General features: G+C 60.5%; 18 protein-coding genes. 9 read left to right on the forward strand and 9 right to left on the reverse strand.

The genetic code is table 11. The annotated features are described in order from the left end of the window. Positions 1–8: 8 nt before the first annotated feature. The 3 genes from CAG02_RS21135 to CAG02_RS21145 are packed head-to-tail and all read left to right on the forward strand — an operon-like array spanning position 9 to position 3,074. Positions 9–1,190: an amino acid ABC transporter permease gene (locus CAG02_RS21135; RefSeq protein WP_085711684.1), complete on the forward strand. Its 1,182-nt coding sequence runs from the start codon at positions 9–11 to the stop codon at positions 1,188–1,190. 10 nt (positions 1,191–1,200) lie between these two features. Then, positions 1,201–2,298 carry an amino acid ABC transporter permease gene (locus CAG02_RS21140; RefSeq protein WP_085711683.1) on the forward strand — a complete coding sequence of 366 codons (1,098 nt, stop codon included), beginning with the start codon at positions 1,201–1,203 and terminating at the stop codon, positions 2,296–2,298. Positions 2,299–2,309: 11 nt separating this feature from the next. Beyond that, positions 2,310–3,074 carry an amino acid ABC transporter ATP-binding protein gene (locus tag CAG02_RS21145; protein WP_003221897.1) on the forward strand — a complete coding sequence of 255 codons (765 nt, stop codon included), beginning with the start codon at positions 2,310–2,312 and terminating at the stop codon, positions 3,072–3,074. 52 nt (positions 3,075–3,126) lie between these two features. Here the strand turns inward: CAG02_RS21145 and CAG02_RS21150 are convergent, their stop codons facing one another. Together CAG02_RS21150 and CAG02_RS21155 are read right to left on the reverse strand one after the other, a co-directional pair. Continuing rightward, on the reverse strand, positions 3,127–3,615 hold the full coding sequence (locus CAG02_RS21150) for a type II toxin-antitoxin system MqsA family antitoxin (protein ID WP_085711682.1): 489 nt from the start codon (positions 3,613–3,615) through the stop codon (positions 3,127–3,129). Beyond that, positions 3,612–3,920: a type II toxin-antitoxin system MqsR family toxin gene (locus CAG02_RS21155; RefSeq protein WP_085711681.1), complete on the reverse strand. Its 309-nt coding sequence runs from the start codon at positions 3,918–3,920 to the stop codon at positions 3,612–3,614. Before CAG02_RS21155 ends, CAG02_RS21150 begins: the two co-directional genes overlap by 4 nt. Positions 3,921–4,086: 166 nt before the next feature. Here CAG02_RS21155 and CAG02_RS21160 point away from each other — a divergent pair, with 166 nt between their 5' ends. From CAG02_RS21160 to CAG02_RS21180, 5 genes are all read left to right on the forward strand, one after another. Beyond that, entirely contained in the window at positions 4,087–4,746 is a 660-nt protein-coding gene (locus CAG02_RS21160) for a FadR/GntR family transcriptional regulator (protein WP_085711680.1), read from the forward strand. After that, positions 4,736–6,040, forward strand: coding sequence for a CynX/NimT family MFS transporter (locus CAG02_RS21165; protein WP_085711679.1), 1,305 nt, complete (start codon positions 4,736–4,738; stop codon positions 6,038–6,040). The genes CAG02_RS21160 and CAG02_RS21165 overlap by 11 nt, the downstream gene beginning before the upstream one ends. Before the next feature lie 100 nt (positions 6,041–6,140). Beyond that, the gene (locus CAG02_RS21170; protein WP_085711678.1) at positions 6,141–6,614 is read left to right on the forward strand and encodes a nuclear transport factor 2 family protein; all 474 of its coding nucleotides are present in this window, start codon (positions 6,141–6,143) and stop codon (positions 6,612–6,614) included. 39 nt (positions 6,615–6,653) lie between these two features. Beyond that, the gene (locus tag CAG02_RS21175) at positions 6,654–6,956 is read left to right on the forward strand and encodes a GIY-YIG nuclease family protein (RefSeq protein WP_085711677.1); all 303 of its coding nucleotides are present in this window, start codon (positions 6,654–6,656) and stop codon (positions 6,954–6,956) included. 738 nt (positions 6,957–7,694) lie between these two features. Further along, entirely contained in the window at positions 7,695–8,630 is a 936-nt protein-coding gene (locus tag CAG02_RS21180; RefSeq protein WP_085711676.1) for a glutathione S-transferase family protein, read from the forward strand. Between the two features lie 30 nt (positions 8,631–8,660). On the opposite strand, the gene CAG02_RS21185 is transcribed toward CAG02_RS21180, so the two are convergent. Together CAG02_RS21185 and yejK are read right to left on the reverse strand one after the other, a co-directional pair. Further along, positions 8,661–9,011 carry a glutaredoxin family protein gene (locus CAG02_RS21185; RefSeq protein WP_085711675.1) on the reverse strand — a complete coding sequence of 117 codons (351 nt, stop codon included), beginning with the start codon at positions 9,009–9,011 and terminating at the stop codon, positions 8,661–8,663. Further along, complete coding sequence (gene yejK, locus CAG02_RS21190) at positions 9,011–10,015, reverse strand: nucleoid-associated protein YejK (RefSeq protein ID WP_085711674.1); 1,005 nt, start codon at positions 10,013–10,015, stop codon at positions 9,011–9,013. The genes CAG02_RS21185 and yejK overlap by 1 nt, the downstream gene beginning before the upstream one ends. Before the next feature lie 396 nt (positions 10,016–10,411). On the opposite strand from yejK, the gene CAG02_RS21195 reads away from it, so the two are divergent. After that, positions 10,412–10,693, forward strand: coding sequence for an HU family DNA-binding protein (locus CAG02_RS21195; protein WP_003221909.1), 282 nt, complete (start codon positions 10,412–10,414; stop codon positions 10,691–10,693). A gap of 121 nt (positions 10,694–10,814) precedes the next feature. On the opposite strand, the gene rlmF is transcribed toward CAG02_RS21195, so the two are convergent. From rlmF to CAG02_RS21220, 5 genes are all read right to left on the reverse strand, one after another. Further along, on the reverse strand, positions 10,815–11,837 hold the full coding sequence (gene rlmF / locus CAG02_RS21200) for a 23S rRNA (adenine(1618)-N(6))-methyltransferase RlmF (RefSeq protein WP_085711673.1): 1,023 nt from the start codon (positions 11,835–11,837) through the stop codon (positions 10,815–10,817). Positions 11,838–11,970: 133 nt separating this feature from the next. Then, on the reverse strand, positions 11,971–14,817 hold the full coding sequence (locus tag CAG02_RS21205) for a valine--tRNA ligase (protein WP_085711672.1): 2,847 nt from the start codon (positions 14,815–14,817) through the stop codon (positions 11,971–11,973). A 140-nt stretch (positions 14,818–14,957) separates the two neighbouring features. Continuing rightward, the gene (locus tag CAG02_RS21210; protein ID WP_085711671.1) at positions 14,958–15,353 is read right to left on the reverse strand and encodes a DNA polymerase III subunit chi; all 396 of its coding nucleotides are present in this window, start codon (positions 15,351–15,353) and stop codon (positions 14,958–14,960) included. A gap of 8 nt (positions 15,354–15,361) precedes the next feature. Next, positions 15,362–15,790 carry a DNA polymerase III subunit chi gene (locus CAG02_RS21215; protein WP_085711670.1) on the reverse strand — a complete coding sequence of 143 codons (429 nt, stop codon included), beginning with the start codon at positions 15,788–15,790 and terminating at the stop codon, positions 15,362–15,364. 60 nt (positions 15,791–15,850) lie between these two features. After that, a complete protein-coding gene (locus CAG02_RS21220; RefSeq protein ID WP_085711669.1) occupies positions 15,851–17,341 on the reverse strand; it encodes a leucyl aminopeptidase in 1,491 nt (496 codons plus the stop codon). Positions 17,342–17,351 lie beyond the last annotated feature (10 nt).

The raw sequence follows: 17,351 nt of genomic DNA on the forward strand, positions 1-17,351 counted from the left end.
GGCACTTCATGCAAAATTCAATCGGCGCACCAAAGCAGAGGTTCAGCCTCAGCGATCCGCGTGTGCGTGCGTGGCTATTCCAGATCATCACCGTCGTGGCGGTGGTCGCCATGGGCTGGTATCTGTTCGACAACACCCAGACCAACCTGCAGCACCGGGGCATCACGTCCGGGTTCAGCTTTCTGGAGCGCAGTGCCGGGTTCGGCATCGCTCAACACCTGATCTCCTACACCGAAGCGGACAGCTATGCCCGCGTGTTCGTGATCGGCCTGCTCAACACTTTGCTGGTGACCTTCATCGGCGTGATCCTGGCGACTTTGCTGGGGTTCATCATCGGTGTGGCGCGGCTGTCGCCGAACTGGATCATCAGCAAACTGGCGACCGTGTATGTGGAAGTCTTCCGCAACATTCCGCCGCTGCTGCAAATCCTGTTCTGGTATTTCGCGGTATTCCTGACCATGCCGGGGCCGCGCAACAGTCACAACTTCGGCGACACCTTCTTCGTCAGCAGCCGTGGCCTGAACATGCCGGCCGCGCAAATGGCTGACGGCTTCTGGGCGTTTGTGATCAGTGTCGTGGTGGCTATTGTCGCCATCGTGCTGATGAGCCGTTGGGCCACCAAACGTTTTGAGGAAACCGGCGAGCCGTTCCACAAGTTCTGGGTCGGCCTGGCGATGTTCCTGGTGATCCCGACGCTGTGCGCGCTGATCTTCGGCGCTCCGTTGCATTGGGAAATGCCGAAGCTGCAAGGCTTCAACTTCGTCGGTGGCTGGGTGCTGATCCCGGAACTGCTGGCCCTGACCCTGGCCCTGACCGTGTACACCGCAGCGTTCATCGCCGAGATCGTGCGTTCGGGGATCAAGTCGGTCAGCCACGGCCAGACCGAAGCGGCTCGTTCCCTCGGCCTGCGCAACGGCCCGACCCTGCGCAAGGTGATCATCCCGCAAGCGCTGCGCGTGATCATTCCGCCGCTGACCAGCCAATACCTGAACCTGGCGAAGAACTCCTCGCTGGCGGCCGGTATCGGTTACCCGGAAATGGTTTCGCTGTTCGCCGGCACCGTGCTGAACCAGACCGGCCAGGCGATCGAAGTCATTGCCATCACCATGAGCGTGTACCTGGCGATCAGTATCAGCATTTCCTTGCTGATGAACTGGTACAACAAGCGCATTGCGCTGATCGAGCGGTAAGGAATAGCGCATGAGTACTCATACTTTCAAACCCGACATGCCACCGCCGGCCAAGGTCTTCGGCCCGATGGCGTGGATCCGCGCAAACATGTTCTCCAGTTGGCTCAACACTCTGCTGACCCTGTTTGCGTTCTACCTGATCTACCTGGTGATTCCGCCACTGCTCAGTTGGGCGATCTTCGATGCCAACTGGGTTGGCACCACCCGTGCCGACTGCACCAAGGCGGGCGCCTGCTGGGTGTTCATCGAGCAGCGTTTCGGCCAGTTCATGTACGGCTACTACCCGGCGGAGCTGCGCTGGCGCGTGGACCTGACCGTGTGGCTGGCGGTCATCGGCGTGGCGCCGCTGTTCATCAAACGTGTGCCGCGTAAAGCGGTGTACGGGCTGAGCTTCCTGGTGGTGTATCCGATCGTTGCCTGGTGCCTGTTGCATGGCGGCGTGTTCGGCCTGAGCGCCGTTGCCACCAGCCAGTGGGGCGGCCTGATGCTGACTCTGGTAATCGCCACCGTCGGTATCGCCGGCGCGCTGCCGCTGGGGATCATGCTGGCCCTGGGACGACGTTCGAATATGCCGGCCATTCGTGTGGTCTGCGTGACGTTCATCGAGTTCTGGCGCGGCGTGCCGCTGATCACCGTGCTGTTCATGTCATCGGTGATGCTGCCGCTGTTCCTGCCCGAAGGCATGAACTTCGACAAGCTGCTGCGGGCACTGATCGGCGTGATCCTGTTCCAGTCGGCCTACGTCGCCGAAGTGGTGCGCGGCGGTCTGCAAGCGATCCCCAAAGGCCAGTACGAAGCCGCGGCCGCGATGGGCCTCGGTTACTGGCGCGCCATGGGCCTGGTGATTCTGCCGCAAGCCCTGAAGCTGGTGATTCCCGGCATCGTCAACACCTTCATCGCGCTGTTCAAGGACACCAGCCTGGTGATCATCATCGGCCTCTTTGACCTGCTCAACAGCGTCAAACAAGCCGCTGCCGATCCGAAATGGCTGGGCATGGCCACCGAAGGCTACGTGTTCGCCGCCCTGGTGTTCTGGATTTTCTGTTTTGGCATGTCGCGCTATTCCATGCATCTGGAACGCAAGCTCGACACTGGCCACAAGCGTTAGGAGTTTTTTCGATGAGCGAAGCAATCAAAAAGCCAGTGGGCCCGGAAGGCATCATTCAGATGCAGGGCGTGAACAAATGGTACGGCCAGTTCCACGTGCTGAAAGACATCAACCTCAACGTCAAACAGGGCGAGCGTATCGTGCTGTGCGGCCCGTCGGGTTCCGGCAAGTCCACCACCATCCGCTGCCTGAACCGCCTGGAAGAACACCAGCAGGGCCGCATCGTGGTCGATGGCGTGGAGCTGACCAACGACCTCAAGCAGATCGAAGCGATCCGTCGTGAGGTCGGCATGGTGTTCCAGCACTTCAACCTGTTCCCGCACCTGACCATTCTGCAGAACTGCACGTTGGCGCCGATGTGGGTGCGCAAGATGCCCAAGCGCAAGGCCGAGGAAATCGCCATGCACTATCTGGAGCGCGTACGCATTCCGGAGCAGGCGCACAAGTTCCCGGGGCAACTGTCCGGCGGTCAGCAGCAGCGCGTGGCGATTGCCCGTGCGCTGTGCATGAAACCGAAAATCATGCTGTTCGATGAGCCGACCTCGGCACTCGACCCGGAGATGGTGAAAGAGGTTCTCGACACCATGATCGGCCTGGCCGAAGACGGCATGACCATGCTCTGCGTGACCCACGAAATGGGCTTCGCCCGCACCGTGGCCAACCGCGTGATCTTCATGGACAAGGGCGAGATCGTCGAGCAGGCGGCACCGAACGACTTCTTCGACAATCCGCAGAATGATCGGACCAAGCTGTTCCTGAGTCAGATCCTGCATTGAGATCTGATGCATAAAACAAACCCGGCCTTGTGCCGGGTTTGTTTTTTGGGGATCAGGACACGGTGAGGGTTTCGTGTTCTTTGTGGACGGTGTGTGTGAAGCCTCTCAAGTCTGCCCCTTCACCGAGAGACTTTGCATCGGTCAGCAAGTACGGGTAACGATCCAACAGTCGCATCAGCAGTATCAGTGCTTTGGGCGGCAATATTTCGCCGCGCTCGTAGCGAGAGAAAGCGTTATGTCCACCACCCGACAATAATTGCACCGTCTCTTTTTGCGTAAGGTGCAATTTTCGACGGATACGCCTCATCTCGTCACCGATCATTTGCCTGGCAGCGAATACCAGTTCATCCCCTGCTTCCCCAAAACGTTCTGCGCTGTCAGTGTCGAAGTCCCACTCGACCTCACCGCACTTCTGGCACTCCCAGCCAGAAAGATTATCTACACGGCGCTCCATGCCTTTGACACTCAAGGTTTCGGCGCGACCCTCGAAATGCCTCATTCCCTCACGTGCACCGCAGCTGACACATTGCTGGGTTTTCATGGGTTTTTCTCCTTGAAGGAAATTACCGGTGGGCCGCCTGGGCGGTAGGTCACCTTGATGTAAATCTCCTGATCTTGTGAAGTGATGTGATACACGTCCTGCCAGACTCGATGATCGTCATAAGTGGTCATGGATTTGTACAACATCCTGTTCTGTAACTCGAAAACGATTTCTTGCATCTCTCTGAAGCTAAAGCCGAGCTTCTCACCGGATTTTGCCGAAGACCTGGTGAAGGCTTTTTTGCCAAGTCGCCTGACCTCAGCCTTGATCACCACCAAGTCATAATGGGGTGTGTTCTTTTCCATAAGAAACCCAAACCCTGTCCCTGAAATTACCCTTAAAGGGTAATTTTGACCAATCGAAAATCCCGCTTCATTTCCCTCCCAATCAACCTAGGTGGTTGCCGTCCTACACGGAGCTGACTAACATGTCAGAAAATTCATCCCATGATTGGATGAAAGGGCGAATCCTATGTCAGACATTTCTCCACTTATTAAGCGATCCCTGGTCGATCAGGCCCTGGATCAATTGCGCCAACGCATCACAGATGGCACCTGGCAGGTCGGTCAGCGTTTGCCGACCGAGCCCGAGCTGTGCGCAGAACTCGGCATCAGCCGCAATACCGTGCGCGAGGCCATGCGGGTATTGGCGTTCTCCGGGCTGATCGAAATCCGCCAGGGCGACGGCAGTTATCTACGGGCGGTGGTCGATCCGATGGACACGCTCAAGGCGCTGTCCAAGTGCTCGCTGGATCAGGCCCGGGAAACCCGGCACATCCTTGAAGTCGAGGCCATCGGCCTGGCGGCGTTGCGCCGTACCGATGAGGATCTGGCGGGTCTGCGCGAGGCGCTTGGCGTTGCCGGCAGCCACTATCACGGTGACCTCGACAGCTACATCGCCTGTGACCTGGTGTTTCACCGCCGTCTGGTGGACGCCGCGCACAACCCGACCCTCAGCGAGCTGTATCGCTATTTCTCCAGCATCGTCGGCGCGCAACTGCGTCAGACCCTGAACATCGTCCCTCGTCGACAGGAAGTCTTCGATTTGCACATCGCCCTGTTCGAAGCCGTCGAACAGCGTGACCCGGAACGGGCCAAGGCCCTGTCGAGGCAACTGATCAATGAACCCTGAAACCGAGAAAACCATGTCCCGCCCTGAAACCGCCAACGCCCCCAAGCGCACCGCCGAACTGGAGGAGCTGCTGATCGATGCCGAGGCCGATGACGAGCAGGTGCAGCAAAGTCATCCGCTGGTGCGGCGCCCGTGGCTGTTGCTGCTGGGGCTGATTCTGGTGGCGTTGAACCTGCGCCCGGCGCTGTCGAGCATGGCGCCGCTGCTCAGTGAAGTGTCGAAAAGCCTTGGCTTGTCCGCCGCTCAGGCGGGGTTGCTGACGACGTTGCCGGTGCTGTGCCTTGGTCTTTTCGCTCCGCTGGCTCCGGTGCTGGCGCGGCGTTTTGGTGCCGAACGAGTAGTGTTGGGGATTCTGCTGACACTGGCCGGCGGCATCATCCTGCGCAGCAACTTCGGTGAAATCGGTCTGTTTGCCGGCAGCGTTCTAGGTGGTGCAAGTATCGGCATCATCGGCGTCTTGCTGCCCGGCATCGTCAAGCGCGACTTCGCCAAACACGCCGGCACCATGACCGGTGTCTACACCATGGCCCTGTGCCTGGGCGCGGCAATGGCGGCGGGTTCGACCGTGCCGTTGAGCGAGCACTTCGACCATAGCTGGGCCATGGGCCTCGGGTTCTGGGTGATTCCGGCACTGGTCGCTGCGGTGTTCTGGCTGCCGCAAATCGGCCAGAAGCACGGCGCGCACAACGTCGCGTACCGAGTGCGCGGGCTGCTGCGAGATCCGCTGGCCTGGCAGGTGACCTTGTACATGGGCCTGCAATCGTCGCTGGCCTATATCGTGTTCGGCTGGTTGCCGTCGATCCTGATCGGTCGCGGGCTGACGCCGACCCAGGCCGGTCTGGTGCTGTCCGGTTCGGTGATCATCCAGCTTGCCAGTTCGCTGGCGGCGCCGTGGCTGGCCACACGCGGCAAGGATCAGCGGCTGGCGATCGTGGTGGTAATGGCGCTGACCCTTGGCGGCCTGTTCGGTTGCCTCTATGCGCCGATCGAAGGCTTGTGGGGCTGGGCGATCCTGCTGGGCCTTGGGCAGGGCGGTACGTTCAGCCTGGCGCTGACCCTGATCGTGTTGCGCTCGCGGGACTCCCATGTCGCGGCGAACCTGTCGAGCATGTCCCAGGGCTTCGGCTACACCCTCGCGTCCATGGGGCCGTTCGCGGTCGGCGTGGTGCACGACTGGACCGGCGGCTGGAACGCCGTGGGCTGGATCTTCGGCATCGTCGGTGCCGGTGCGATCCTCGCCGGCCTCGGTGCCGGTCGTGCGTTGTACGTGCAGGTGGAAAGCGAAAAGGTCTGATGTGCACACACTGTCGGTATTCGGAATGCGAATGCCGATAGTGTTTCGGGCGTTTGCGGATTATCGTGCTGGCAATCTGTACATTTCCTGGAGATTGCCCATGAGTGAAGAAGCCCACAGCGCCCTGATCACCCGTTTCTACCAGGCTTTTCAGCGCCTCGACGCCGAGGCCATGGCCGCCTGCTACACCGAAGACGTAGTGTTCAGCGATCCGGCCTTCGGCGAGCTGCGCGGCCGCGATGCCGGCGACATGTGGCGCATGCTCACCACCCGGGCCAAGGACTTCTCCCTGACCTTCGACAACGTCCGCGCCGACGAGCGCAGCGGCGGCGCCCACTGGGTGGCGACCTACCTGTTCAGCCAGACCGGCAACGTCGTGATCAACGACATCCAGGCACGCTTCGTCTTCCGTGACGGCAAGATCTGTGAACACCACGACCACTTCGACCTGTGGCGCTGGTCTCGCCAGGCACTGGGCTTCAAGGGCCTGCTGCTGGGCTGGACGCCGCTGGTGCGCAACGCCGTCCGCGCCCAGGCGCTGAAAGGGCTGAAGGCATTTCAGGCGAGTCGCTGATAAGATCGCCGCCTGTTTCCCTTGCGCCTGAATTACCCCGTGACCAGCCTCAGCGAAAATCCTCCCGAAGCCGACGTTCCAGTGAGCAAGTCCTGGTTCGTCTACCTCGTTCGTGCCGCCAACGGTTCGCTGTACTGCGGGATCAGCGATGATCCCGTGCGCCGTTTCGCCAAGCACCAGAGCGGCAAGGGTGCGCGATTCTTTCTCTCGAGCCCGGCGATGGCGCTGGTCTATACCGAGCGGTGCCGCGACAAGAGTGATGCGTTGCGCCAGGAACGGTTGATCAAGAAGCTCAGGAAGAGCGCGAAGGAGTGTCTGGTGGCGTCTTATCAGCCGGACTGAATAAGCCCTCAATCCTTGTAGATATCCCTTCCGTAGAGGCGACACGTTGCATAAACGACAGGCAAGAAAAAACCGCCCTTGTAGGCGGTTTTTTCTGTAAACCTCGGTTTGCGGCCGGGGTTTAGCATCTCACTGGATACACTGGCGCAGGCCAAGAGTATTCGTCTTTACGTCACCAGGCAAGCCTTGAAACACCCATTCCAGGGAATGCGATTTTGAGCTCATTTGTTTAAATGGCGGTATAGCAATCCGATTACTATTCGTCCGCTCGCATGCCAATGCAGCTTTTGAGGTCTGGCTGATCGACGTAACGGTTTCATGCCCTCTGACATGGGGTTGCTCCCGTGCCGGAATGATTTTTCAGGGGGATCACAACCGGCCGCCTCATTGGGTACATTGGCGTGTATTCCGAAGGCGTACGTGGTCCGGTAAGCACGCTGGAGGTTTGGCCCCCAACCGGAGGCCAAAACGTATGAAGCTTTTGCTGCGTACTCTGAGCCTCGTATGGAGGTCGTTCAAAGCGTTTCGCTTTTACGAGTTCCTGCGAGATCACTTCGATGACCTGATGTAAGGCCATTGCAGCGGGAAAACCGTCTCGGTTTCGCTGAGACGGTTTTTTTCGAGAACTCTCGAGTGCCTTATCAACCTGACTGATCAGTTCCCATCAGCCGGATCCGTAGGCTGCGAACGATTTGCGCGCTAAGCTGCTGGTTCACTTTCTGTGCGGCGGAGCCGAGCATGTCCGAGTTGATCCTCCATCATTACCCGACCTCTCCATTCGCCGAAAAGGCCCGGCTGCTGTTGGGTTTCAAGGGCTTGTCCTGGCGTTCGGTGCACATTTCGCCGGTGATGCCAAAACCGGATCTGACCGCCCTGACCGGTGGCTACCGCAAGACCCCGGTGCTGCAGATCGGCGCCGATATCTACTGCGACACCGCGTTGATCGCCCGTCGTCTGGAGCAGGAAAAGGCCCAGCCTTCGTTCTTCCCGGAAGGTCAGGAAATGATCGCCGCCAGTTTCGCTGCCTGGGCTGACTCGGTGGTTTTCCAGCATGCGGTGAGTCTGGTGTTCCAGCCGGAATCGGTAGCGGTGCGTTTCGGCAAGTTGCCGCCGGAAGCGATCAAGGCCTTCCTCGCCGATCGTGCCGGACTGTTCAGTGGTGGCAGCGCGACCAAAATTTCGGCCGAGCAAGCCAAGCACAATTGGCCAACCATCATGGCGCGTCTGGAGCAGCAGCTGCAACGTGAGGACGGCGACTTCCTGTTCGGTGAAGCGTCGATTGCCGACTTCGCCATGGCGCATCCGTTGTGGTTCCTCAAAGCTACGCACGTCACCGCGCCGTTGGTGGATAACTACCCGGCGGTGTCCGCGTGGCTTGGGCGGGTGCTGGGCTTCGGCCATGGTGCGGCGAGTGCGATGACGTCGGAAGAAGCGCTGGAAATTGCGCGCAGTTCGACCCCGGCGGCATTGCCGCAAGAAGTATTTGTCGATCCGAACGGGTTTGAAGCGAGCCAGCAAGTCGTGATCGCGGCCACTGACTACGGCGTTGATCCGGTTGCCGGAGAGCTGGTATTTGCAGGTCGCGAGGAGCTGATCCTGCGCCGTGAAGACGAACGTGGCGGCGTGGTGCATGTGCACTTTCCGCGGTTCGGTTTCCGAATCGAGAAACGCTGAAAAAAAGAGGGAGCCGATTGGCTCCCTCGTTCATTTCAGTGCGGCGAGAATGTCGTCCGGATCAAACCCGCGAATCAACGTGCCATTGACGTCGATCAGCGGGATCCCGCGCCCGCCCAGCGCTTCGTACGCCTTGCGTGCCTCGGCGTCTTTCTCGATGTCGAACTCCCTGAACGGAATGCCTTTCTGATCGAGAAAGCGTTTGGTCTGCTTGCAGTAGCCGCACCAGTCGGTGGTGTACAGCACCACTTTGGCGTTGGCGCGAACCTGCTCGGAGGCCATCTGCGACGGGTTGAACATCCGTTCGATCTTGCCCCAGTTCTGATAGACCACGACCACCAGCAGAACCAGCGCAACTTTCTTCAGCACATTGCCGAGCATCAGTTGCGGCGCTTCAGCTGATCGGTGAGCGAAGTTGGCAGGCCTTTGATGACCAGGGTGCCGGCTTCTTCGTCGTATTCGATTTTCGAGCCCAGCAGATGCGCTTCGAAGCTGATCGACAGGCCTTCAGCGCGGCCGGTGAAGCGGCGGAACTGGTTGAGCGTGCGCTTGTCTGCCGGGATTTCCGGCGACAGGCCGTAGTCCTTGTTGCGGATGTGGTCGTAGAAGGCCTTCGGGCGTTCTTCGTCGATCAGCTCCGACAGTTCTTCCAGGCCCATCGGCTCGCCGAGCTTGGCCTGGCTGCTGGCGTAGTCGACCAGAGTCTTGGTCTTCTCGCGGGCGGAATCTTCCGGCAGGTCTTCGCTCTCGACGAAGTCGCTGAAGGCCTTGAGCAGCGTGCGGGTCTCGCCCGGGCCGTCGACGCCTTCCTGGCAACCGATGAAGTCAAGGAAGTATTCCGAGACCTTCTTGCCGTTCTTGCCCTTGATGAACGAGATGTACTGCTTGGACTGCTTGTTGTTCTGCCACTCGGAGACGTTGATCCGTGCCGCCAGGTGCAGTTGACCGAGGTCGAGGTGGCGCGACGGGGTCACGTCCAGTTGATCGGTTACCGCCACGCCTTCGCTGTGGTGCAGCAGGGCGATGGCCAGGTAATCGGTCATGCCTTGCTGGTAGTGGGCGAACAGCACGTGGCCGCCCACCGACAGGTTCGATTCTTCCATCAGCTTTTGCAGGTGCTCGACCGCGACCTTGCTGAACGCGGTGAAGTCCTTGCCGCCCTCCATGTATTCCTTCAGCCAGCCGCTGAACGGGAACGCACCGGACTCCGGATGGAACAAGCCCCAGGCTTTGCCCTGTTTGGCGTTATAGCTCTCGTTGAGGTCGGCGAGCATGTTCTCGATGGCGGCGGACTCGGCCAGTTCGGAGTCACGGGCGTGCAGGACTGCGGGCGTGCCATCGGGTTTTTTGTCGATCAGGTGGACGATGCAATGACGGATCGGCATGGGCTTCTCGGCAAGTGAAAGGGAGGAGGGCGGGCTCCCCCGAAAAAGCGCTCAGTGTACCGCAACCACTGGTTTTGGCGCGGGTTGAAGGGCAATTCGGGGTCATGGGGCGGCGCTTATGCATTTATTTACCGATTTAGCGCAATAAACCTGACCATTTGGCTAGCTAGAGGCGGATATTTCCTTGTCTCTGTGCTAGTTTTGCCCGGTCTTACGCGTAGTCACTGCGTTAAGCGTGCATTCAGCATTTGTCAGGTCGAACCAAACCCTGATTTCGGCATCTATAACCCCGACTCGTCGTGGTTATCGCCGAGGGTGCCAGATCCAGAAGATCGGGCTCGATGGCTGACACTGCACTCTGCAATCCATATGAATTTGATAGGGAAGGAACACTACATGGCTCTTACTAAAGACCAACTGATCGCCGACATCGCTGAAGCTATCGACGCGCCGAAAACCACCGCGCGTAACGCTCTGGACCAACTGGGCCAAATCGTTGCTGATCAGCTGGAAAACGGCGGCGAAATCACCTTGCCAGGTATCGGCAAGCTGAAAGTGACCGAGCGTCCTGCCCGCACTGGCCGTAACCCGTCGACTGGCGCTGCCATCGAAATCCCTGCCAAGAAAGTGATCAAGCTGGTTGTGGCCAAAGGCCTGACCGACGCTGTGAACAAGTAAGACGCAGCGATAAAAAAACCGTGCGCCGGAGTGATCCGGGCACGGTTTTTTTGTGCCTGCCGATTGTGTTCGGCAGTAGTGGCGGCTGCTTGCAATCAAGCGCCGCCCCGGTTGAAACGTATTACTTGCGAACCCAGCGCTCACGTCGCCAGATCTGCTGCTCGGACTTGGTCTGGAAGGTCCAGGCGACAAAGCGGCTCTGCTTCTGCCCCTGGGACATCTCCACTACCTGGCTTTCCAGCGCGCCGGCCTTCTTCAGCGCTGTCTCGATGGCGGGCAGGTTCGAGGCTTTCGAGACCAGGGTGCTGAACCACAACACCTTGTGCGCAAGGGTCGCGCTTTCGGCGATCAGTTGCGTCACGAAACGCGCTTCGCCACCTTCACACCACAGCTCGGCGGACTGACCGCCGAAGTTCAGCACTGGCAATTTGCGCTTCGGATCGGCCTTTCCCAAGGCTCGCCATTTGCGCTCGCTGCCTTTGGTGGCCTCTTCCATCGAGGCGTGGAAGGGTGGGTTGCACATGGTCAGGTCAAAGCGCTCACCGGGCTCCAGCAGGTCGATCAGGATGTGCTTGCGGTTCTCCTGCTGGCGCAGCTTGATGACTTTGCTCAAATCGTTGGACTGGACAATGGCCCTGGCGGCGGCCACGGCCGTCGGATCGATTTCCGAGCCCAGGAAGTGCCAGCGGTATTCGCTGTTACCAATCAACGGGTACACGCAGTTGGCACCCATGCCGATATCCAGCACATTGACGATGGCACCGCGCGGAACCACGCCGTCGTTGTTGCTCGCCAGCAGGTCAGCCAGGAAGTGGATGTAGTCGGCACGCCCCGGCACCGGCGGGCAGAGGTAATCGGCCGGGATGTCCCAATGCTGGATGCCGTAGAACGACTTGAGCAATGCCCGGTTGAACACACGCACCGCATCGGGACTGGCGAAGTCGATGCTTTCCTTGCCGTACGGGTTGGTGATCACGAATTTCGCCAGTTCCGGCGTGGTCTTGATCAACGCCGGGAAGTCGTAACGACCCTGATGGCGATTGCGCGGGTGCAGGCTGGCTTCTTTACGCGGCTCCACGGGCTTGGCCGGGGTGGCGGAGTCAGGCTTCTTGCGCGCAGGTTTCGGTGTACGTGGGGCGTTCATGGGCGTGGTCGATTCGGGTAGGGCTGAAAGTGGCGGCTATTGTCCCACAGGGAGCCGCGTTGTTGGCCGGAAAAGTGCCGGGCACAAAAAAGGGAGGCCGTTGCGGGCCTCCCTTTTTCAGTGCGATTTGCCGTTACAGGCTGGCAATCCGCGCGTGCTGCTCGGCCAGCTTGGCCAGAGCCTGTTCGGCTTCGGCCAGTTTGGCGCGTTCCTTCTCGATGACTTCGGCCGGAGCCTTGTCAACGAAACCGGCGTTGGACAGCTTGCCACCGACCCGCTGGACTTCGCCCTGCAGACGCAGGATTTCCTTGTCCAGACGCGCCAGTTCGGCGTTCTTGTCGATCAGGCCGGCCATCGGCACCAGCACTTCCATCTCGCCAACCAGCGCGGTGGCGGACAGCGGCGCTTCTTCGCCGGCCGCCAGTACGGTGATCGATTCCAGACGCGCCAGCTTCTTCAGCAGCGCTTCGTTTTCGGTCAGGCGACGCTGGTCTTCAGCGGTGACGTTTTTCAGGTAGATCGGCAGCGGCTTGCCCGGGCCGATGTTCATTTCGCCACGGATGTTGCGCGTGCCGAGCATCAGGCCCTTGAGCCATTCGATGTCGTCTTCGGCCGCCGGATCGATGCGCTCTTCGTTGGCCACCGGCCACGCTTGCAGCATGATCGTCTTGCCCTGAATGCCGGCCAGCGGCGCAATGCGCTGCCAGATTTCTTCAGTGATGAACGGCATGAACGGATGCGCCAGTCGCAGCGCCACTTCCAGTACGCGAACCAGCGTGCGACGGGTGCCGCGCTGACGCTCGACCGGCGCGTTTTCGTCCCACAGCACAGGCTTGGACAGTTCCAGGTACCAGTCGCAGTACTGGTTCCAGATGAACTCGTACAGCGCTTGTGCCGCCAGGTCGAAACGGAACTGATCCAGTTGACGGGTCACTTCGGCTTCGGTGCGTTGCAGCTGCGAGATGATCCAGCGATCCGCCAGCGACAGCTCGTAGGCTTCGCCGTTCTGGCCGCAGTCTTCGCCCTTGTCCAGAACGTAGCGCGCAGCGTTCCAGATCTTGTTGCAGAAGTTGCGATAGCCTTCGACGCGGCCCATGTCGAACTTGATGTCGCGACCGGTGGACGCCAGCGAGCAGAAGGTGAAGCGCAGGGCGTCGGTGCCGTAGCTGGCGATGCCGTCGGCGAACTCTTCTCGGGTCTGCTTCTCGATCTTCTTCGCCAGTTTTGGCTGCATCAGACCGGAAGTGCGTTTCTGCACCAGGGTTTCGAGCTCGATACCGTCGATGATGTCCAGCGGGTCCAGGACGTTGCCCTTGGACTTGGACATCTTCTGGCCCTGGCCATCACGCACCAGGCCGTGCACGTAAACGGTCTTGAACGGAACCTGCGGCGTGCCGTCCTCGTTCTTGATCAGGTGCATGGTCAGCATGATCATCCGGGCAACCCAGAAGAAAATGATGTCGAAACCGGTAACCAGCACGTCGGTGGAGTGGAATTTCTTCAGGAACTCGGTCTTTTCCGGCCAGCCCAGGGTGGAGAAGGTCCACAGGCCCGAACTGAACCAGGTGTCGAGCACGTCGTTGTCCTGTTGCAGCGCAACGTCGGCGCCCAGGTTGTGCTTGGCGCGCACTTCGGCTTCGTCGCGACCGACGTAAACCTTGCCCGACTCGTCGTACCAGGCCGGGATCCGGTGGCCCCACCACAGCTGACGGCTGATGCACCAGTCCTGGATGTCGCGCATCCACGAGAAGTACATGTTTTCGTACTGCTTCGGCACGAACTGGATGCGGCCGTCTTCAACGGCAGCAATCGCAGGTTCGGCCAGCGGCTTGGTGGACACGTACCACTGGTCGGTCAGCCACGGCTCGATGACGGTGCCGGAGCGGTCGCCTTTCGGCACTTTCAGGTTGTGGTCGTCGACGCTGACCAGCAGGCCGGCGGCGTCGAACGCGGCCACGATCTGCTTGCGCGCTTCAAAACGCTCGAGACCGGCGTATTCAGCCGGGATCTTGCCGTCGATGCTGTCGTTCAGCGTGCCGTCGAGGTTGAACACCTGAGCCGCAGGCAGCACGTTGGCGTTCTTGTCGAAGATGTTCAGCAGCGGCAGGTTGTGGCGCTTGCCGACTTCGTAGTCGTTGAAGTCGTGGGCCGGGGTGATTTTCACGCAGCCGGTGCCAAATTCAGGGTCGCAGTAATCGTCGGCGATGATCGGGATGCGGCGGCCGACCAGCGGCAGCTCGACAAATTTGCCGATCAGGGCTTTGTAGCGCTCGTCGTTCGGGTTCACCGCGACGGCGGAGTCGCCGAGCATGGTTTCCGGACGGGTGGTCGCGACGATCAGGAAATCGTTGCCTTCAGCGGTTTTCGCGCCGTCGGCCAGCGGGTACTTCAGGTTCCACAGGAAACCTTTCTCGTCGTGGTTTTCCACTTCGAGGTCGGAAATCGCCGTGTGCAGCTTGGTGTCCCAGTTGACCAGACGCTTGCCGCGATAGATCAGGCCGTCTTCGTGCAGGCGCACGAACGCTTCCTTAACGGCTTCCGAGAGGCCGTCGTCCATGGTGAAGCGTTCGCGGCTCCAGTCCACGGAGGAGCCGAGGCGGCGGATCTGACGGCTGATGTTGCCACCGGACTGATCCTTCCATTCCCAGACTTTCTCGAGGAATTTTTCCCGGCCCAGATCGTGGCGATTCTGGCCCTGGGCTTCGAGTTGACGCTCCACCAGCATCTGCGTGGCGATACCGGCGTGGTCGGTGCCCGGCTGCCACAGGGTGTTGCGACCCTGCATGCGGCGGAAACGGATCAGGGCGTCCATGATCGCGTTGTTGAAACCGTGACCCATGTGCAGGCTGCCGGTGACGTTCGGCGGCGGGATCATGATGGTGTAGGAGTCGCCCGCGCCTTGCGGGGCGAAGTAGTTCTCGGACTCCCAGGTGTTGTACCAGGAAGTTTCAATGGCGTGCGGCTGGTAGGTCTTATCCATGCGCGGCGGGACCCTATTGGCATTTATTCAGGAAAAGCCGGGAAGTATAGCGGGGCATGGGGCGCAGGGCGAGCGGGGGAGGCCGGGTGGAGAACTAAATGTGGGAGCTGGCTCGCCAGCTCCCACAGGAGATCGGGGAATTATTCGTACTGGCCGAGAAGCCGTTCCATCCGTGCCTCGAGGCGACGTTTGATTTCATTTTCAATGTGCGGGGCGAAGTCGTCGATCACGTCTTGCATGATCAATTGCGCGGCGGCGCGCAGTTCGCTGTCCAGGTGCAGCAGCGCGTCGGGGCCCTTATCCACAGGTGCGGCGGGCGCGGTGGCGGGTTTCGCGACGGGGGCTGGCGGCGGTTCGACGGCCGGTGGCTCGGTGGCGACCGAGTCGAACAGCATCGGAATCTGTTCCTGTTCGCCATCATCGACCGTGTCGGTCAAAAGCGGCGGTTGCAGGTTGTCATCGCCGAGCAACTGGCGGATCGATTCTAGGTCATCCAGCAGGTGCGCGGGTTTTTGCAGCGGTTTTGGAGTGTCCATCGGCGTACTCAGAGTCGCTGTAAACGGTGGTCTTGCAGAGGATAGCCCTGTTCCCGGTAGAAACGGAAACTCTCCCGCGCAGCTGCGCGGATCACCGGATCTTCCACCACCACTTCCGCCACCCGGGCGAACTTGCTGGCGAAGGCCGGGACTTTCAGGTCCAGGTTGACGAGCAAATCCTGATGCTGGCCGCAGTCGTCCCCCAAGCCGAGCACGATCAAACCTTCCGGTTCGCTTTCGGCGGGGCCGTGGGGCACGAAGGTTTCGCCCTTGAACGCCCACAGCCGCGCATCGAGATCGTCACGCTGGGCGGCATCGCTGCAATGCAGGTAGATACGGTGGCCCATACGCCAGGCTTTCTCGGTGAGCTTGCAGGCAAAATCCAGACGCGTCGAAGGGTCAGCGCTGGGCAGGATGTAGAAGTCGACTTTGGTCATTGCGGTTCCTGAGCAGCAAGCGCCGCCCCTCGAAAGGTGCGGCGCTTGCCGTCATCGGTTTCAGGCCTTGGCGCGATCCAGCAGGTACTGGGTCAGCAGTGGAACCGGACGGCCGGTGGCGCCCTTGTCCTTGCCGCCGCTGGTCCACGCGGTGCCCGCGATGTCGAGGTGCGCCCAGTTCAGGTTCTTGGTGAAACGCGACAGGAAGCATGCAGCCGTGATGGTGCCGGCCTTCGGCCCGCCGATGTTGGCGATGTCGGCGAACGGGCTGTCCAGTTGCTCTTGATACTCATCGAACAGCGGCAGTTGCCAGGCGCGGTCGTCGGCGGCCTTGCCCGCGCTCAGCAGTTGCTCGATCAGTTCGTCGTTGTTGCCCAGCAGGCCCGAGGTGTGGGCACCCAGGGCTACGACGCAGGCACCGGTCAGGGTGGCGATGTCGATCACTGCCTGCGGCTTGAAGCGCTCGGAGTAGGTCAGGGCGTCGCACAGCACCAGACGGCCTTCGGCGTCGGTGTTGAGGATTTCCACGGTCTGGCCGCTCATGGTGGTCACGATGTCGCCCGGGCGCGAAGCGGTGCCGCTCGGCATGTTCTCGGCGCAGGCCAGGATGCACACCAGGTTGATCGGCAGTTTCAGTTCCAGCACGGCACGCAGGGTGCCGAACACGCTGGCGGCGCCGCCCATGTCGTACTTCATCTCGTCCATGCCGGCGCCTGGCTTCAGGCTGATGCCGCCGGTGTCGAAGGTGATGCCTTTACCGACTAGCGCGTATGGCTTCTCGGATTTCTTGCCGCCGTTGTATTGCATGACGATCAGGCGCGGCGGCTGGGCGCTGCCCTGGCCGACGGCGTAGAACGAACCCATGCCCAGGGATTTGATCTTCTTCTCGTCGAGGACTTCGACTTTCAGATCCTTGAACTCTTTGCCCAGGTCTTTGGCTTGCTCGCCGAGGAAAGTCGGGTGGCAGATGTTCGGCGGCAGGTTGCCCAGGTTGCGGGTGAAGGCCATGCCGTTGGCGATTGCCGTGGCGTGGTTCACGGCGCGTTGCACTTCGGCTTGTGCAGCCTTGATGGTCAGCAGGGTGATTTTCTTCAGGGCGCGCGGTTCGGCTTTCTGGCTCTTGAACTGGTCGAAGGTGTATTCGCCGTCGACCAGGGTCTCGGCCAGCAGGCGGGTCTTGCCGTAGCTGTCGCGGCCCTTGACGATGATTTCATCCAGCGCCAGAACGGCATCGCTGCCGCCCAGGCCCTTGAAGGTGTTGAGGATACCGGCAACGATCTTGCGGAACGGGCGGTCGCCCAGTTCTTCATCCTTGCCCACGCCGACCAGCAGCACGCGTTCGGCTTTCAGGTTTGGCAGGCTGTGCAGCAACAGGCTCTGACCGACCTTGCCGGCCAGGTCGCCACGCTTGAGCACGGCGCTGATGGCGCCGCCGCTCAGTTCGTCGACCTGCTTGGCTGCGACCCCGAGTTTGCGGCCTTCGCCGACGGCAACCACCAGGGTGGCGGTTTTCAACGTTTCTGGGCTAACGCTTTTTACAACCAGTTCCATGTCCGGATCC

The sequence above is a fragment of the Pseudomonas sp. R43(2017) genome (assembly GCF_002112345.1).
GTDB lineage: Bacteria > Pseudomonadota > Gammaproteobacteria > Pseudomonadales > Pseudomonadaceae > Aquipseudomonas > Aquipseudomonas kribbensis.

Bases quoted from the DNA above. Each gene is read 5' to 3' on its own strand.
- CAG02_RS21170 (WP_085711678.1), top strand. From the start codon at position 6,141: ATGAGTGAAGAAGCCCACAGCGCCCTGATCACCCGTTTCTACCAGGCT.
- rlmF (WP_085711673.1), bottom strand. From the start codon at position 11,837: ATGAACGCCCCACGTACACCGAAACCTGCGCGCAAGAAGCCTGACTCC.
- CAG02_RS21165 (WP_085711679.1), top strand. From the start codon at position 4,736: ATGAACCCTGAAACCGAGAAAACCATGTCCCGCCCTGAAACCGCCAAC.
- CAG02_RS21145 (WP_003221897.1), top strand. From the start codon at position 2,310: ATGAGCGAAGCAATCAAAAAGCCAGTGGGCCCGGAAGGCATCATTCAG.
- CAG02_RS21195 (WP_003221909.1), top strand. From the start codon at position 10,412: ATGGCTCTTACTAAAGACCAACTGATCGCCGACATCGCTGAAGCTATC.
- CAG02_RS21185 (WP_085711675.1), bottom strand. From the start codon at position 9,011: ATGCTCGGCAATGTGCTGAAGAAAGTTGCGCTGGTTCTGCTGGTGGTC.
- CAG02_RS21220 (WP_085711669.1), bottom strand. From the start codon at position 17,341: ATGGAACTGGTTGTAAAAAGCGTTAGCCCAGAAACGTTGAAAACCGCC.
- CAG02_RS21155 (WP_085711681.1), bottom strand. From the start codon at position 3,920: ATGGAAAAGAACACACCCCATTATGACTTGGTGGTGATCAAGGCTGAG.
- CAG02_RS21150 (WP_085711682.1), bottom strand. From the start codon at position 3,615: ATGAAAACCCAGCAATGTGTCAGCTGCGGTGCACGTGAGGGAATGAGG.
- CAG02_RS21215 (WP_085711670.1), bottom strand. From the start codon at position 15,790: ATGACCAAAGTCGACTTCTACATCCTGCCCAGCGCTGACCCTTCGACG.
- CAG02_RS21180 (WP_085711676.1), top strand. From the start codon at position 7,695: ATGTCCGAGTTGATCCTCCATCATTACCCGACCTCTCCATTCGCCGAA.
- CAG02_RS21160 (WP_085711680.1), top strand. From the start codon at position 4,087: ATGTCAGACATTTCTCCACTTATTAAGCGATCCCTGGTCGATCAGGCC.
- CAG02_RS21205 (WP_085711672.1), bottom strand. From the start codon at position 14,817: ATGGATAAGACCTACCAGCCGCACGCCATTGAAACTTCCTGGTACAAC.
- yejK (WP_085711674.1), bottom strand. From the start codon at position 10,015: ATGCCGATCCGTCATTGCATCGTCCACCTGATCGACAAAAAACCCGAT.
- CAG02_RS21135 (WP_085711684.1), top strand. From the start codon at position 9: ATGCAAAATTCAATCGGCGCACCAAAGCAGAGGTTCAGCCTCAGCGAT.
- CAG02_RS21210 (WP_085711671.1), bottom strand. From the start codon at position 15,353: ATGGACACTCCAAAACCGCTGCAAAAACCCGCGCACCTGCTGGATGAC.
- CAG02_RS21140 (WP_085711683.1), top strand. From the start codon at position 1,201: ATGAGTACTCATACTTTCAAACCCGACATGCCACCGCCGGCCAAGGTC.